Below are 15,413 nucleotides of genomic sequence, written 5' to 3'. Positions count from 1 at the left end.
CAATTTCAAAACATGGATAATTTTAGAAGACCGCAACGCGCAAAAGAGAATAATGAGTTTATATTTGGTATCAGGGCTGTAATAGAAGCCATTAAAGCCGGAAGAGACATTGAGACCATTTACCAGCAGCGTGGTTTGGGCGGCGAATTATTCTTAGAACTAAAAGCACTTTTAAAAGATACACTGATCCCGTTAAACCAGGTTCCGGTAGAAAAACTGAACCGGATGTCGCAGAAAAACCATCAGGGTATAATTGCGGTTATCTCGCCAATCACTTATCAGAATATTGAAGACATTGTTCCGGCGGTTTTTGAAAAAGGAGAGGTGCCGCTGATATTGGTTTTGGATAGCGTAACTGATGTACGTAATATGGGTGCAATTGCCCGTACAGCTGCCTGTGTAGGGGTACATGCCATTGTAGTGCCCCTAAAAAATGCTGCACAGATTAACGCTGATGCCATTAAAACTTCGGCAGGTGCATTGTTCAGTATTCCGATCTGCCGTCACAGCAATCTGCATAAAACCTGCCTGTTTTTACAGGAAAGCGGTTTGCAAATTGTAGCCTGTACTGAAAAAACCAACGATTTTATTTATGCACCGGATTATACCATACCTACTGCAATTGTAATGGGATCGGAAGATGAAGGTATTTCTAATGACCTTTTACGTGTGGCCGATCACCTGGCTAAAATACCAATGACGGGCAAAATCGAATCATTAAATGTCTCTGTTGCTGCAGGCGTAATCTTATACGAAGCTGTAAGGCAGAGAATGTAAAAATGTAAGATGGAAAAGGGACATGTAAAATAGATAATGGGCAACTAAGCGACACCGTCCATTTTACATGTCATATTATCCATCTCTAAATAAACTTGTTTCCGAAACGCGATTTAACCTCCGCAACAAATTCTTTCACGCGTTGTTCTTCGTTTCTTGGGCAGATCATCAACATATTGTTGTTTTCTACCACAATATAATCGTGTAGTCCCTGCAGGATCACCAATTTATCTTTCGGTACATTTACCATACAATTTGATGAATCGAACATAATTACCTGTTCTGAAGGAATAACAGCATTGCCAACGTAATCTTTTTCGGCCATTTCGTAAATAGAGGCCCAGGTACCCAGGTCAGACCAACCAAAATCAGATGGGAGCACATAAACATTTTCTGCCTTTTCCATAATGCCAAAATCGATCGAAATATTGGTGCATTGCAGGTAGGCATTATTGATGAATGTTTTTTCATTTTCGGTATTAAGTTCCGATCGGCCTACATTGAATATTTCATACATATCAGGCAGGTGCTTCTCAAAAGCACTCAAAATTGTTTTTGCCGACCAGATAAAAATCCCCGCATTCCATAAAAAATCGCCGCTCTGTAAAAATGATTTCGCCAACTCCAGATTTGGCTTTTCAGTAAAGGTTTTAACCTTATGCAGATCAGTATCGGTATTGAGCACATAATCAGTATGCTGTATATAACCATAACCCGTATCAGGGCGGTTGGGTTTAATACCCAAAGTAATTAAACAGTCGTTTTTAGATGCTGCATCCAATGATTGCCCGATAGATTGTACAAAGCCATCTAGGTCAGCGATAGTATGATCTGAAGGAGCTACCACTATCGTGGCATTTGGATTTAGTTCAGCAATTTTTAAACTGCCGTAAACGATACATGGTGCCGTGTTTCTCATTAAGGGCTCTGCCAAAATCTGGTTATCCGATAACTGAGGTAACTGTTCTTTAATGAGGTCTGAGTATATTTCGTTCGTAACGATAAAAATATTTTCCGGAGGACAGATATTTAAAAACCTGTCATATGTACTCTGGATAAGGGTTTTGCCTACACCGAAAAAATCGATAAATTGTTTTGGATACTCTGTTCTGCTTACTGGCCAAAAGCGACTTCCGATGCCCCCTGCCATAATTAATGCATAATAATTTTTATTCATTTTTTATTTTAAAAATTACACAATGCCTTCGTTAAGGAGGTCGTGCAAATGGATGATTCCAAAGTAAGTATTTTGTTCTAGAACTAACAACTGGGTAATGTTATTTTGTTTAATTATCTCTAAAGCTTCAACCGCTAATGCATTAAATTGTATGCTTTTTGGGCTTCTGCCCATAATGTCTTGTGCTTTTAAACCGGCTACAGAATCATTGTTCTCCAGCATTCTTCTGATGTCTCCATCAGTAATTACACCCAATACCTGGTTAGCTGAATCAACAACAGCAACAGCCCCCAAACGGTTTTTACTAATTTCAATCAGTACATCTTTTACCGGAGCAGAGGGGCTTATTGATGGTTTCTCATTCGATAAAGCCAAATCCCGTGCTTTCAAATAAAGTTTTTTGCCCAACGATCCGCCTGGATGATATTTTGCAAAATCTGCTTCGTTAAATTCCCTGCATTCCAACAGGCAAATGGCCAAGGCGTCGCCCATTGCCAACTGTGCGGTGGTGCTGGTGGTAGGAGCTAAATTATGCGGACAGGCTTCTTTTTCGAATGAAGTATTTAAAATCAGGTCAGCCTGCTCGGCCAAAAATGAATTTAATTCGCCTACCATCCCGATTAAAAGATTGTTGGATGTTTTTAGCAAAGGCACCAGCACCTTAATTTCGGGGGTATTGCCACTTTTGGATAGGCAGATTACAATATCATCAGTCTGTATCATGCCCAGGTCGCCATGGATGGCATCTGCAGCATGCATAAAAATAGCAGGTGTACCAGTAGAATTAAAAGTTGCCACAATTTTTTGTGCTATGATCGCACTTTTTCCGATCCCTGTTACAATTACCCGCCCTTTGGCCTGCAAAATACTTAATACGACTTTTTCAAAATCGTTATTGATATTCCTGGCAACATTTAGTATTGCTGCTGCTTCGAGCTCTAAGGTGCTTACAGCCGATTGAATTATTGATTTTTTACTTTTCAAAGAGAAAATAATTGTCGGTTAATACTTGAAATTCTTGTAAAATTATGTTATTTTGGATACAAAAATAGCATCGCATATTTTATTACACAAAATGGACGTGAAAAAGTCGTTATTTGATAACCTGCAAAATTTCTTTGGGTTTGATAATTTCAAGGGTGATCAGGAGTCGATCATTACAAATATTTTAGAAGGCAACAACACTTTTGTTATTATGCCTACAGGTGGAGGGAAGTCTATTTGCTATCAGTTACCAGCTTTAATGAGCGAGGGAACAGCAATTGTTATTTCTCCATTAATCGCATTGATGAAAAACCAGGTAGACCAATTAAGGGCTTTTGGTGGAAATGACAGTATTGCACATTTTCTTAATTCATCCTTAAATAAATCCGAAATCACCCAGGTTAAATCTGATCTTTTAAGTGGTCAGACCAAGTTATTGTATGTTGCTCCCGAATCCCTGGCAAAACAGGACAATATTGAGTTTTTAAATCTGATTAAAATTTCCTTTGTAGCGGTTGATGAAGCCCATTGCATCTCTGAATGGGGGCATGATTTCAGGCCGGAATACCGCAAAATTAAGCAGGTGATTGCTGGTTTAGGAAACAATATTCCAATTATTGCCTTAACAGCTACTGCTACGCCAAAAGTGCAACAGGACATTATGAAAAACCTGGGTATGACCGAGGCAACATTATTCAAATCGTCTTTTAACAGACCGAATTTGTTTTATGAAATCCGTCCTAAACGCGATATCACCAAAGAAATCATTAAGTATATTAAATCGAATCCGGGTAAATCAGGCATTATTTATTGCCTCAGCCGTAAAAAGGTAGAAGAAGTTGCCGAAGCCTTGAACCTGAACGGAATCAGTGCTTTGCCTTATCATGCAGGTTTGGAGCCCAAAGTGCGGGCAGAAACCCAGGATAAATTTTTGATGGAAGATGCAGAGGTTATCGTAGCCACCATTGCCTTCGGTATGGGGATCGATAAACCGGATGTTCGCTTTGTAATCCACCATGACGTGCCTAAAAGCATGGAAGGCTATTACCAGGAGACGGGCAGGGCCGGTCGCGATGGCGGAGAAGGAGTGTGTATCGCTTTTTACTCTCAAAAAGATGTAGATAAACTGGCTAAGTTTATGAAAGACAAACCGGTTTCTGAACGTGAAATTGGTACACAGATATTAAAAGAAGTGATTGATTATGCTGAATCCGGCGTTTGCCGCCGTAAGCAGATTCTTCATTACTTTGGCGAAAACTTTAATGAAACAGGCTGTAACTGCATGTGCGATAATTGCAAGAAACCTAAAAAACAGTTTGATGCTGAAAACCAATTATCGACTTTACTAAAGTTTATAGAAAAATCAGGAGAAAAATTTGATGACGCTCATTTGTTAAACGTTTTCTTAGGTTTAGAAACCGCACAAACCATTGCTTATGAGCATAGTAAAGTGCCAGAGTTCGGTATTGGAAAGGAAGAAGGCGAGCTGATGTGGAAATCAATTATCCGCCAGGCTGTACTCAACAACTACCTCTATAAAGATATCGACAATTACGGGTTGTTAAAACTGACCAAGCAGGGAAAAGATTTTATCGTAAACCCTTACCACCTTAAGTTCATCTTAAACGAACCGATAGAAAGCGGTGCCGATGAGGATGATGACGATGTAAAACAAGGCCCCGGGGCATTAGATACCCATCTTTTATCTCTGCTTAAAGATTTACGCAAAAAAATTGCCAAGCAGAAAAACGTTCCGCCTTTTGTGGTTTTCCAGGATCCGTCTTTAGAAGAAATGTGTACACATTATCCGATCACCATGGAAGAACTTCGCCAGATTTCGGGTGTGGGTTCTGGTAAAGCCATGAAATTCGGAAGCCCATTTATCGAATTGATCAAAAAATACGTAGAAGATAACGATATCGAACGCCCTATCGACCTGATTATTAAAACCCAGGCCAATAAATCGCAGATGAAAGTATCGATTATCCAAAATATCGACAGGCAGATCGGTTTAGAAGATATTGCTGATTCAAAAGGCATTACGTACGAAGAAATTCTGAAAGAAGTAGAATCAATCGTAAATTCCGGTACCAAGCTAAACCTAAACTATTTCATTGATGAGATCATTGATGATGACAGGCAGGACGAGGTTTTTGATTATTTCAGGGCCGCAGAGAGCGATTCTATTGATGAGGCACTCAACGAATTGGGAGAAACTGACTATACCCGGGAAGAAATTCAATTGATGCGGATTAAATTCATGTCAGAACTAGGAAACTAAAAAAACTGGATTTGAGACATGAGATTTTAGGAGAGTTGTTCTCAAATCTCATGTCTCATGTCTCATATTTCAACTATGCTTAACTACTTAGATAAACTTAAAAATACAGATTCAGGAAATTTCTTTTTAATGGCAGGTCCATGCGCTATTGAAGGCGAGGATATTGCCATGAGAATTGCGGAGAAGGTTATTACCATTACCGATAAATTACAGATCCCATACATTTTTAAAGGTTCGTACCGGAAAGCGAACCGAAGTAAAGGCAGCTCCTTTACGGGTATTGGTGATGAGAAGGCGTTAAGGATCTTAGAAAGGATCGGCAGAGAATTTGGCGTGCCAACGGTAACCGATATTCACGAAAGTGACGAGGCTGCGATGGCTGCTGCTTATGTAGATGTACTGCAGATTCCTGCATTTTTATGCCGCCAAACCGATTTACTGATTGCTGCTGCACAAACGGGAAAAGTGGTAAACGTTAAAAAAGGGCAATTTCTTTCCGCTGGTTCTATGAAATTTGCGGTTGAAAAAGTTAAAGAAGCAGGTAACAGCAAAGTAATCTTAACCGATAGGGGGAATACCTTTGGTTACCAGGATTTAATTGTTGATTACCGAGGCTTACCAGAGATGCAAAGTTTTGGTGTGCCTGTGGTGATGGATTGTACACATTCATTACAGCAACCTAACCAAAGCAGCGGAGTTACCGGTGGCAAACCCGAACTGATCTCAACGATTGCAAAAGCAGCCATTGCAGTAGGTGCCGATGGTTTATTTATTGAAACTCACCCTGATCCTGCAAATGCGAAATCAGATGGAGCCAACATGTTACACTTAGACCTCCTGGAAGAAACCTTGACCAAACTGATCCGTATCAGACAAGCCATACTCTAACTGAATATCGTCATCTCGACCGTAGCGGAGAGATCTGTATATAGATTTCTCCGTTTCGCTTTAACTTCAGTTGAAATGACAATGATCATCCTGAAGATTCTTCACTGCGTTCAGAATGACAGCTATAAAAATTAAACCTTCGTAATCACAAATGAAGTACGCCGGTTGTTTTTACGGCCAAGTTCAGTTTTATTATCAGCAATCGGCTTATTTGCCCCAAAACCTTTAAAAGTGAGTCTTTTCGCATCGATATTTTTTTTAATCAGGTATTCATAAACGGCATTTGCACGGTTAAATGAAAGTTTTTCATTTAACTTATCATCTCCAATATTATCAGTGTGCCCCTGAATTTCAATCTGAATACCTTCATTTTGATGTAAAAAATCGATCAGCAGATCGAGCTCGCGGATAGAGGCAGGCAAAAGATTAAATTTATTGGTATCGAAAAATATATTTCTAAGCGTAACATTCCCGCCCGGCTTTATTTTTTCAATATACACTTCAATTTGATAAGGTTTATTGATGTCGCCGGTTTTAAGCTCAAAATTTTCGGAATAAAATAGATAACCTTCTGCATTTACGTTAAACAGGTAATCGCTCCCTACGGGCATTACGGCTAAAAACTGGCCCGTTTCAGGATCGGTATAATCGTCAAAAACAGTTTTATTGGTTTTTAAGTCTACTACCTGTACATTGCTTTCAATTGTTTTTTTGGTATCCTTATCCCTAACAATCCCCTTTACATACGAAACCTTTAGGGGCCTGGCTGTTTCGGGAATGCCAAAGCTATAGATATCCTGCAAGCCAAACCCATCCTTTAAATTTGAAGAAAACAACCCAAAATTTCCATCGGCACTTACCACTAAACCGCTTTCATCTTCGAAAGAATTAATTGGATAACCGATATTAACCGGTTTTTGCCATTTACCATCATTATCCATACGGCTGTAAAAAATATCCTTATTTCCAAAACCCGGCCATCCATCCGAAGCAAAATACAATGTTCGCCCATCGGCATGCAAGAAAGGAGTATTCTCATCGTAAATGGTATTGATATCAGGCCCGAGGTTTACCGCCGGCCCCCATTTGGCATCCTCAGTAATGGTACTCTTCCAAATGTCGTAGCCACCCGATCCTCCAGGCCGGTTACTGATAAAATATAAAGTCCTTCCATCGGGGCTGATGGCAGGCTGCGATTCCCAATATTCTGAATTAACAGGTTTACCCACATTATAAGGTTCGCCCCAGTCTTTACCTTCACGGTGTGAAACATAAATATCGCATCGTCCTAACCCATCCGGACGGTTGCAACCGGTAAAAAATAAATATTTACCATCCGGAGAGATTGTTTGCGCCCCCTCATTGTACTGGGTAGTGTTTATTCTGCTCGATAAAGGGGAAGCCGTGCTCCATTTGTTATTCTTAAGCTGTGAAGTCCAAAAATCTTCATTTCCATTCATTTGACGGGTAAAAACCAGGGTTTCACCATCGGCAGTTAAAGCAGGAAAATATTCGGCATCTGTTGTGTTAACACCAGGTCCCAAATTGGTGGGCACATATTTTACCGGTTTTTTTATGGCCGCTGAAGCAAAATCGCAATCCAAAAGGTATTTTTTTGCCTTTTTAGCCCGGTCTGAAGAGGTTTCGAGTGCCAGAAATTCATTAAAATGCTGTTTTGCCTTGATATAGTCCTGTATAGCAAATTCGCTTTCAGCCAAACCATAAATTGCTGCAGGAACCACTGTTTTATTAATTAATATGGCTTTTTCGTAAGCCGCCCTGGATTCGGAATATTTTTTTTGCGCTTTATAAACGCCTGCAAGTACGATATAGGCATGCTGAAATAACGGATCTGCCTCAACCGCACTTTTTAATACCTGTTCGGCAGCGGCATAGTCCAATTTATCAATAAACGGACCTGCTTTTTCGAAGTAAACCTGTGCTTTTTTATTCGGGGAATTTTGCCCTAAACAATAAATACTCAGTATGCTAAAGAAGAGGAACAGGCAAAATTTCATTACATTAACATTTGGTTATAAAGCTAATGTATTGTTTTTAAGGAATATTTAAAAATTTGTGTGTTTGTAAAGAAATTTCCCACTTAGGATTTGCCATTACATAATCAATAATCAGGGGTGTAATTTCTTTTGATTTAGACCACTCAGGCTGAAGATACAATTTACAACCGGGCGATACCATTGCCGCATATTCTTCTGCCCACTTAAAATCACTTTTATTGAATACAATTACTTTGAGTTCGTTGGCAAAGGGTGCAATATCTGGTCTTGGTGCTTTAAACTTTTTAGGTGATAAACAAATCCAGTCCCAGTTACCCGAAAGCGGGTAAGCACCAGATGTTTCGATAAAGGTGAGGATTCCTCTTTCTTTAAGTTTATTGGTCAGGTAATCGAGGTTATAAATTAAAGGCTCGCCTCCTGTAATTACAACGGCTTTGCCCGGAAATCTATCCGCATTCTCTACAATTACATCCGAAGCTGTAAGCGGATGCATTTCGGCATCCCAGCTTTCTTTCACATCGCACCAGTGACAGCCTACATCACAACCACCCAAACGGATAAAATAAGCCGCTTTACCGGTATTAAATCCTTCGCCCTGTATAGTGTAAAATTCTTCCATTAAAGGAAGTAATGTGCCGTCTTCTGGAATGTCCTGTTTCATTTTTGAGGATGCAAATATCTTAAAAAAATATGGTGAAGCAGTTCCCAATTCGAAATTTAATAGAAAGATGAAATAATACTGATATTTATTTGCCGTATTTTAGCAGAATGAAATGGTTTAAAGCGCTAAACAACAACCAGATTCCCCATGCCGGTAACATTAAAACCATTTCGGTTAATGGGAAACAGCTGTGCATAATCAACAACGAGGATAAAATTAGTGCTACCCAATCACTTTGCCCCCACGCCGGCGGTCACTTTAGCGGAGGCTGGTGCAAAAACGGGAACCTCGTATGTCCGATTCACCGGTATGAATACAGTCTGGAAACGGGCAGGGGAGCAGAAGGTCAGGGAGATTATATCAACATCTATCCGGTAGAATTACGCGAAGACGGACTTTATATCGGTTTTGAAGAAAGCTGGTGGAGCAAACTTTGGGGATAATCAGGTTAGTTCATTCGCAATTGGTTTATTAGTCATTTGTTCAGCGATGAATAGCTGACGAAATAACAAGTGTGGAAAGAAAAGTCGCATTCAGATGGGAGTGGAGCGAAATAGAAAATCTACTTACTAAAGATTCTTCATTGCATTCAGAATGACAGATCAGTGGAGAACTAAGGGAGCAAATGTCTTTTAAAAAAATCCTGACAGTTTAAAACTTCAATCTCAGAAAAATAAAAATCCTCCACATCTTCCGTGATAATACATTTACAATCAACAGATCGTGCAGCATAATATTCCAAGCCGTCTTCAAAGTCGTGTATTTTCTTATTTGATAATGTATCGGAGACGCTTTTTGACGAATTCCCTGCAATTTTTATATGTTGGCAAAGCAAATCGATTTTTTGTTTGGCCAACTGGGATTTATGTTTTTTTTCAGCAAAATAAAATGCTATGGCCAGACACATGGGGGAAGTATAAACTTCAAATTTTGGATGAGAAGCCAAACTTAAGATTCTTGATGAGTAGGTATAAAGCGGATATTCCTTATTTAATACAGAAACTAAAATATTGGCATCCAGAAACACTTTCATTTATTACTTCTTAGCGGAGAAGAATTCATTCTTTGAGTCTTTACGTGTTTTTTTGGGTGTTTTTTTATATTCGACCTCACCCTCGGCCACCATACTTACCCAATCAGAAACCGGATAATCTTCTAATGATTTATAATTGCCGGCAGTAACTTGAGTTAATAAATGCTCAACTAAGCGCGAAAGGCTGATGTTGTGATCAGCAGCGTATTTTTTAGCTTTATTTACTACGTCCTGATTAAAGCTTAAGGTTAGTTTAGCATCCATTTTCGAATTATATTATAAACAAACATACCACAAATACGTATCATAAATAAATTTCATACGTAAAAAAAGCGATCCAAAAAAATGAATCGCTTTTTAATACTTAAGCTTTCGCCATTGATTTTAAGAATATATTTCTTTTCTGGCCGATGCCAATGTATTTTTTAATAAACCTACGATAGTCATTAAACCTACACCACCAGGTACCGGGGTAATGTAAGAAGCTTTCGGAGCCACGTTTTCAAAATCTACATCGCCATACAGCTTAAAGCCCGATTTGGTTTCCGTAGAGTTTTCCCGGTTAATGCCCACATCAATAATAATAGCACCTGCTTTTACCATATCAGCGCTCACAAAATTCTTTTTACCAATTGCCGCAATTACAATGTCGGCCTGTAATACCTGCTCTTTTAAGTCTTTTGTGCGTGAATGGGTGAGTGTTACCGTACAATTGCCTGGATTGGCATTGCGTGCCATTAAAATACTCATCGGGCTTCCAACAATGTTACTGCGGCCAACTACTACACAGTGTTTACCGGTTGTATCAATATTGTATTCCTGCAACATTAATAAAATGCCGTAAGGTGTTGCCGGGATAAAGCAAGGTAAATTGCGCATCATTCGGCCCAGGTTTACCGGATGGAAACCGTCTACATCTTTACGGTAATCTATTTTTTCGGTAACTTTTTCAGGATCAATGTGTTTAGGTAAAGGCAATTGCACAATTAAGCCATCCACATCATCATCCTGATTGATCTCCTCAATTTTAGCCAATAATTCAGCTTCTGTTACCGAGTTATCATAACGGTGTAGCGAAGATTTAAAACCTACCTTTTCGCAGTTTTTCATCTTGCTGGCCACATAAGTTTCGCTGCCGCCATCGTTACCCACCAAAATGGCTACAAGGTGCGGTTTCCGGCCTGTTTTATTTAAAAACTCAGCTGCCTCTTCTGCAATCTGGATCTTAACTTTTTCTGATACGTATTTACCGTCTAATAATTTCATTTTTATAAGATGTGAGACACGAGATCTTAGATTTCAGGTTAGACAAGTTTTGTCTCAAATCTCAAATCTAAGATCTCAAATCTATATTAATCTAATTTCAAAACCGCCATAAATGCAGATTGCGGGATTTCTACGTTACCCACCTGGCGCATGCGTTTCTTACCTTTTTTCTGTTTCTCCAATAACTTACGTTTACGGGAAATATCACCTCCATAACATTTCGCGGTTACATCTTTACGTAAAGCGCTCAATGTTTCGCGGGCAATAACCTTAGCACCGATCGAAGCCTGGATTTTAATTTCAAACTGCTGACGCGGGATCAGTTCTTTCAACTTCTCGCAGATTTTCTTACCGAAATCGTAAGCGTTACTGCGGTGGATCAATGAAGATAATGCATCAACAGGCTCTTCATTAATTAACATATCTAAACGAACCAGATCCGATTTACGATAACCCACCTGGTGATAATCGAATGAAGCATAACCTTTAGAAATGGTCTTCAATTTATCGTAAAAGTCGAATACGATCTCGCCCATTGGCATTTCAAAAATCAATTCAACACGATCAGACGTTAAATACGATTGGTTAACGATAATACCACGTTTTTGAATACAAAGCGACATCACCGGGCCAACAAACTCTGCTTTGGTAATAATATTTGCTTTGATAAAAGGCTCTTCAACAGAATCCAGTTTGCTTGGGTCCGGTAAATCAGATGGATTATTTACCGTAATTTCGATACCTTTTGTTGTATGTGCAATGTACGAAACGTTAGGTACGGTTGTAATTACCGTCATGTCGAACTCACGTTCTAAACGCTCCTGAATAATCTCCATGTGTAACATGCCCAGGAAACCGCAACGGAAACCAAAGCCTAAAGCAGCAGAACTTTCCGGCTCGAAAACGATAGAAGCATCATTTAGCTGCAACTTATGCATCGCTTCACGTAATTCTTCAAAATCATCTGTATCGACAGGATATATACCGGCAAAAACCATTGGCTTAACCTCTTCAAAACCCTGAATGGCATCATCTGCGGGCCTGGCAACTGTTGTTATCGTATCACCAACTTTTACTTCGCGTGCTTCCTTAATCCCCGATATAATATAGCCCACATCACCGGTTTTAACCACATTCCTTGGAGCCATATCCAGTTTCAAAATACCAACTTCATCAGCGAGGTATTCTTTACCCGTATTAATAAACTTTACTTTGTCGCCTTTTTTAATTTCGCCGTTTACTACTTTAAAATAAGCAATGATCCCCCTGAAAGAATTAAATACAGAGTCGAAAATTAAGGCCTGCAATGGCGCTTCAGTATCACCAACAGGGGCCGGAACCCGATCTACAATAGCTTGTAAAATTTCAGGGATTCCCATTCCTGTTTTACCGGAAGCAGGAATAATATCGTCGCGATCGCAGCCGATCAAATCAATAATCTGGTCTTTAACTTCCTCTGGCATGGCGCCCGGTAAGTCCATTTTATTCAGGATCGGGATAATTTCAAGATCGTGCTCTAAAGCCAGGTATAGGTTTGAAATGGTCTGTGCCTGAATACCTTGCGAGGCATCAACAATTAATAAGGCACCTTCGCAGGCGGCAATTGAACGCGAAACCTCGTATGAAAAATCTACGTGTCCGGGCGTATCAATTAAGTTAAAAATATACTCCTCGCCACCAACTTTATAGTTCATTTGAATGGCATGACTTTTAATCGTAATGCCCCGCTCGCGCTCCAAATCCATATTATCGAGCAATTGCGCCTGCGCTTCGCGCTGCGAAATCGTCGCAGTATATTCTAATAACCTATCGGCCAGGGTACTTTTACCATGGTCGATATGTGCAATAATGCAAAAATTACGTATATGCTTCATCTTTGCGCAAAGATATGTTTTTTAATGGAAAATGTAAGGGGGAAAATGGAATGCTGCGAAGGCTGAATTTTTATTGTTTTGAAAAGCAAAAGCAGTAGTTTTTCGGCTACTGCAATCTAGCTTTTCACTTTATCCCAATGCTGATTCAATGCGGGTTTGGACGGTAGAAAACCGGGATGTTCGTTCCAGCCAGGTTTATATAACCCATAGCAGTAATTCTTTTGAGAGGTTTTATACCTGATGTTTAAAATTAACCACAAATAGACAGGATAACGACCTTCAGTTTAATAATACATCTGTGGTTATCAGCACCATCTGTGGTTAAAAAATTAAACCACCGTTTTCTTCCACTTTCCTTTTTTAAACAAAATAAAAGCCGCTACTGCAATACCGGCTTCTGCCGTTGGAATAGCAATAAAAACACCTGTCGGACCCATTTCTAAATATTTAGCCAATATGTAAGCCAAAGGAATCTGGAAGAGCCAGAAAGCAAAAACATTAATTTTGGTGGGCGTCCAGGTATCGCCGGCACCATTAAACGCACTGCTGAATACCATGGCTGCGCCATAAATCACAAAACCGATGCTCATAATTTTCAATGCTTGGCTTGCAACAGCAATCACATTTTCATCAGTGGTAAAAAACGCGGCGAACAAATGCCCACAGGTTAAAAACAATACACTTACCACGGCCATAAAAATGATGATGTATTTCAAGGTCTGAAATACCGATTTTTCTGCGCGCTCGATATGCCCCGCACCTAAATTCTGGCCCACCAAAGTAGCGGCGGCATTGCTTAATCCCCAGGCGGGCAGCATAAAAAACATCATCAGGCGTAATGCGGTCTGGTAACCTGCCGATCCTGTATCGCCACCGGTAGTAGCAACCAGCTCGGCCAAAAACACCCAGCTACAGCTCGCAATTACGAATTGAAAAATAGCCGGAGCAGCAATTTTAATGATGGCTTTAATCTGGGTAAAATCAGGCAAAAAGTGGCTGATGCGTATTTTTAATATGTTTTTACCACTGAACAAATTGTAAACCTGATAAGTAACCCCCAAACCACGGCCAATCGTCGTAGCAATTGCTGCACCTGTTAAACCAAACGCTGGTACCGGCCCAAAACCATTAATAAAAATAGGGCAGAGGATAATGTTAGCGATGTTGGCGATCCATAAACTTCTCATGGCGATTGCGGCATTACCTGCACCGCGAAAAATCCCATTAATTAGAAAAAGCAGAACAATAATAATGCTTCCACCCATCATAATGCGGACGAAGGTGGTACCATGATCTGCTGTTTCTGCCGATGCCCCCATTAACAATAAAATGTCTCTTGCATAAATCAATCCGGCAATGCTAATCAGAACATCAACCATAATGGCAATTATTATGGTTTGCATGCCAGCTTTTGATGCGGCCTCTGGCTCTTTCTCGCCGATTCTCCTGGCCACAACAGCCGTAGCTGCCATACTTAAGCCAACGGCTAATGAATAAATAATCGTTAAAACCGATTCGGTTAAACCAACGGTTTGGATAGCATTACTGCTGTTTTCCAGGTGGCCAACAAAATATAAATCGACTAAGGCAAAAACCGATTCCATAGCCATTTCCAACATCATTGGGATAGCCAATAAAATAATTGCGCGTTTGATACTGATGGACGTAAGGTCTACTTCATGACCTTTTAAAGACTGAACCAGGATATCAAAAAAAGACGATAATTTGCCCTGGGTCTTTGGAGACTGTGACATATAATGTAAATAATTGTGATGTATAAACCAATGGTACGCCATGATGCGTACATACCTAAATTAAAATCGGAGGGAGGGAATCCTCGGTTATTTAGAACCTCAAACGGATTGCAGATACTTTCATGGCTCTGGTCTTTTTGATGAGCCAAATATAGGGAAAATTTTCAATTGTCAAGTTTTGATGACCAATTTTTATGAAATTGATTAAATTTCGCCGGTTTTTTTAGTGATGAAGACGCCAATGCACTGATTTATACCATATGCCTATATACTGTAGGCTTTAATCATTTCGTCGGTAACTTTTGTACTTCTACCCGTATTTAAATCGATCAGTACATAATCAAAAATACCATCCGACACTACTTTTCCTGTTTTCTGATTAACAATCTCGAACTGAACTGAGCAGCCTTTATCGCTCATGTGCAGGATTCCGGTGCGGATGAGCATTAAATCGTTCATTAATAAGGGGCGTTTAAAATTGATATCAACATGGCTTACTACCCAGCCCAAACCTTGTTTGGTGAAATGTTCCCATGGCATACCATAAAACTTTTCCATCTGCTCATAACGTGCTGCCAATACATAATCTAAGTATTTACTGTTATGTACATGATTAAACATGTCGATATCATCCGGGCGGACGCGTAACTCACTTTCGAAAATGCTGTATTGATTCTTTTCCAAGGCTTATTTTTTTTGT

14 protein-coding genes are annotated in these 15,413 nt (G+C 39.7%); 4 read left to right on the top strand and 10 right to left on the bottom strand.

Translation table 11 applies throughout. From position 1 onward, the window contains the following. The first annotated feature begins 12 nt into the window (after positions 1-12). On the top strand, positions 13-777 hold the full coding sequence (gene rlmB / locus GGQ60_RS05105) for a 23S rRNA (guanosine(2251)-2'-O)-methyltransferase RlmB (protein ID WP_183760501.1): 765 nt from the start codon (positions 13-15) through the stop codon (positions 775-777). Between the two features lie 85 nt (positions 778-862). On the opposite strand, the gene GGQ60_RS05100 is transcribed toward rlmB, so the two are convergent. Together GGQ60_RS05100 and GGQ60_RS05095 are read right to left on the bottom strand one after the other, a co-directional pair. After that, positions 863-1,954, bottom strand: coding sequence for a mannose-1-phosphate guanylyltransferase (locus tag GGQ60_RS05100; RefSeq protein WP_183760499.1), 1,092 nt, complete (start codon positions 1,952-1,954; stop codon positions 863-865). Between the two features lie 15 nt (positions 1,955-1,969). Next, positions 1,970-2,938 carry a KpsF/GutQ family sugar-phosphate isomerase gene (locus GGQ60_RS05095; protein WP_183760497.1) on the bottom strand — a complete coding sequence of 323 codons (969 nt, stop codon included), beginning with the start codon at positions 2,936-2,938 and terminating at the stop codon, positions 1,970-1,972. A gap of 91 nt (positions 2,939-3,029) precedes the next feature. Between GGQ60_RS05095 and recQ the strand changes: the two genes are divergently transcribed. Beyond that, positions 3,030-5,219 (top strand): DNA helicase RecQ, encoded by a 2,190-nt coding sequence (gene recQ / locus GGQ60_RS05090; protein ID WP_183761295.1) that lies wholly within the window; start codon positions 3,030-3,032, stop codon positions 5,217-5,219. Positions 5,220-5,294: 75 nt separating this feature from the next. Continuing rightward, positions 5,295-6,107, top strand: a complete 813-nt coding sequence (gene kdsA, locus GGQ60_RS05085) for a 3-deoxy-8-phosphooctulonate synthase (protein ID WP_183760495.1) — start codon at positions 5,295-5,297, stop codon at positions 6,105-6,107. A 131-nt stretch (positions 6,108-6,238) separates the two neighbouring features. Here the strand turns inward: kdsA and GGQ60_RS05080 are convergent, their stop codons facing one another. Then, positions 6,239-8,125, bottom strand: coding sequence for an OmpA family protein (locus GGQ60_RS05080; RefSeq protein ID WP_183760493.1), 1,887 nt, complete (start codon positions 8,123-8,125; stop codon positions 6,239-6,241). A gap of 37 nt (positions 8,126-8,162) precedes the next feature. Next, positions 8,163-8,786 carry a 7-carboxy-7-deazaguanine synthase QueE gene (locus tag GGQ60_RS05075; protein WP_183760491.1) on the bottom strand — a complete coding sequence of 208 codons (624 nt, stop codon included), beginning with the start codon at positions 8,784-8,786 and terminating at the stop codon, positions 8,163-8,165. Positions 8,787-8,893: 107 nt separating this feature from the next. Between GGQ60_RS05075 and GGQ60_RS05070 the strand changes: the two genes are divergently transcribed. Continuing rightward, entirely contained in the window at positions 8,894-9,229 is a 336-nt protein-coding gene (locus tag GGQ60_RS05070; protein WP_183760489.1) for a Rieske (2Fe-2S) protein, read from the top strand. A 170-nt stretch (positions 9,230-9,399) separates the two neighbouring features. On the opposite strand, the gene GGQ60_RS05065 is transcribed toward GGQ60_RS05070, so the two are convergent. The 6 genes from GGQ60_RS05065 to GGQ60_RS05040 all read right to left on the bottom strand — a co-directional run bounded on the left by GGQ60_RS05065 (position 9,400) and on the right by GGQ60_RS05040 (position 15,397). Next, complete coding sequence (locus GGQ60_RS05065; protein ID WP_183760488.1) at positions 9,400-9,819, bottom strand: PIN domain-containing protein; 420 nt, start codon at positions 9,817-9,819, stop codon at positions 9,400-9,402. A gap of 3 nt (positions 9,820-9,822) precedes the next feature. Further along, entirely contained in the window at positions 9,823-10,083 is a 261-nt protein-coding gene (locus GGQ60_RS05060; RefSeq protein ID WP_183760486.1) for a DUF6364 family protein, read from the bottom strand. A 120-nt stretch (positions 10,084-10,203) separates the two neighbouring features. Then, a complete protein-coding gene (locus GGQ60_RS05055) occupies positions 10,204-11,085 on the bottom strand; it encodes a bifunctional 5,10-methylenetetrahydrofolate dehydrogenase/5,10-methenyltetrahydrofolate cyclohydrolase (protein ID WP_183760484.1) in 882 nt (293 codons plus the stop codon). Positions 11,086-11,171: 86 nt separating this feature from the next. Further along, positions 11,172-12,959, bottom strand: coding sequence for a translation elongation factor 4 (lepA, locus tag GGQ60_RS05050; RefSeq protein ID WP_183760482.1), 1,788 nt, complete (start codon positions 12,957-12,959; stop codon positions 11,172-11,174). A 329-nt stretch (positions 12,960-13,288) separates the two neighbouring features. Then, the gene (locus GGQ60_RS05045) at positions 13,289-14,713 is read right to left on the bottom strand and encodes an MATE family efflux transporter (protein WP_183760480.1); all 1,425 of its coding nucleotides are present in this window, start codon (positions 14,711-14,713) and stop codon (positions 13,289-13,291) included. Positions 14,714-14,977: 264 nt separating this feature from the next. Then, the gene (locus GGQ60_RS05040) at positions 14,978-15,397 is read right to left on the bottom strand and encodes an acyl-CoA thioesterase (protein ID WP_183760478.1); all 420 of its coding nucleotides are present in this window, start codon (positions 15,395-15,397) and stop codon (positions 14,978-14,980) included. Positions 15,398-15,413: the final 16 nt, after the last annotated feature.

Source organism: Pedobacter zeae, assembly GCF_014196715.1.
GTDB classification, from domain to species: Bacteria; Bacteroidota; Bacteroidia; order Sphingobacteriales; family Sphingobacteriaceae; genus Pedobacter; species Pedobacter zeae.
The sequence above is the reverse complement of the archived record's forward strand: the minus strand, read 5'-3'. Positions and strand labels throughout refer to the sequence as shown.

Coding starts and splice junctions, on each gene's coding strand:
- rlmB (WP_183760501.1), top strand. CDS start 13: ATGGATAATTTTAGAAGACCGCAACGCGCAAAAGAGAATAATGAGTTT.
- GGQ60_RS05100 (WP_183760499.1), bottom strand. CDS start 1,954: ATGAATAAAAATTATTATGCATTAATTATGGCAGGGGGCATCGGAAGT.
- recQ (WP_183761295.1), top strand. CDS start 3,030: ATGGACGTGAAAAAGTCGTTATTTGATAACCTGCAAAATTTCTTTGGG.
- kdsA (WP_183760495.1), top strand. CDS start 5,295: ATGCTTAACTACTTAGATAAACTTAAAAATACAGATTCAGGAAATTTC.
- GGQ60_RS05080 (WP_183760493.1), bottom strand. CDS start 8,125: ATGAAATTTTGCCTGTTCCTCTTCTTTAGCATACTGAGTATTTATTGT.
- GGQ60_RS05075 (WP_183760491.1), bottom strand. CDS start 8,786: ATGAAACAGGACATTCCAGAAGACGGCACATTACTTCCTTTAATGGAA.
- GGQ60_RS05070 (WP_183760489.1), top strand. CDS start 8,894: ATGAAATGGTTTAAAGCGCTAAACAACAACCAGATTCCCCATGCCGGT.
- GGQ60_RS05065 (WP_183760488.1), bottom strand. CDS start 9,819: ATGAAAGTGTTTCTGGATGCCAATATTTTAGTTTCTGTATTAAATAAG.
- GGQ60_RS05060 (WP_183760486.1), bottom strand. CDS start 10,083: ATGGATGCTAAACTAACCTTAAGCTTTAATCAGGACGTAGTAAATAAA.
- GGQ60_RS05055 (WP_183760484.1), bottom strand. CDS start 11,085: ATGAAATTATTAGACGGTAAATACGTATCAGAAAAAGTTAAGATCCAG.
- lepA (WP_183760482.1), bottom strand. CDS start 12,959: ATGAAGCATATACGTAATTTTTGCATTATTGCACATATCGACCATGGT.
- GGQ60_RS05045 (WP_183760480.1), bottom strand. CDS start 14,713: ATGTCACAGTCTCCAAAGACCCAGGGCAAATTATCGTCTTTTTTTGAT.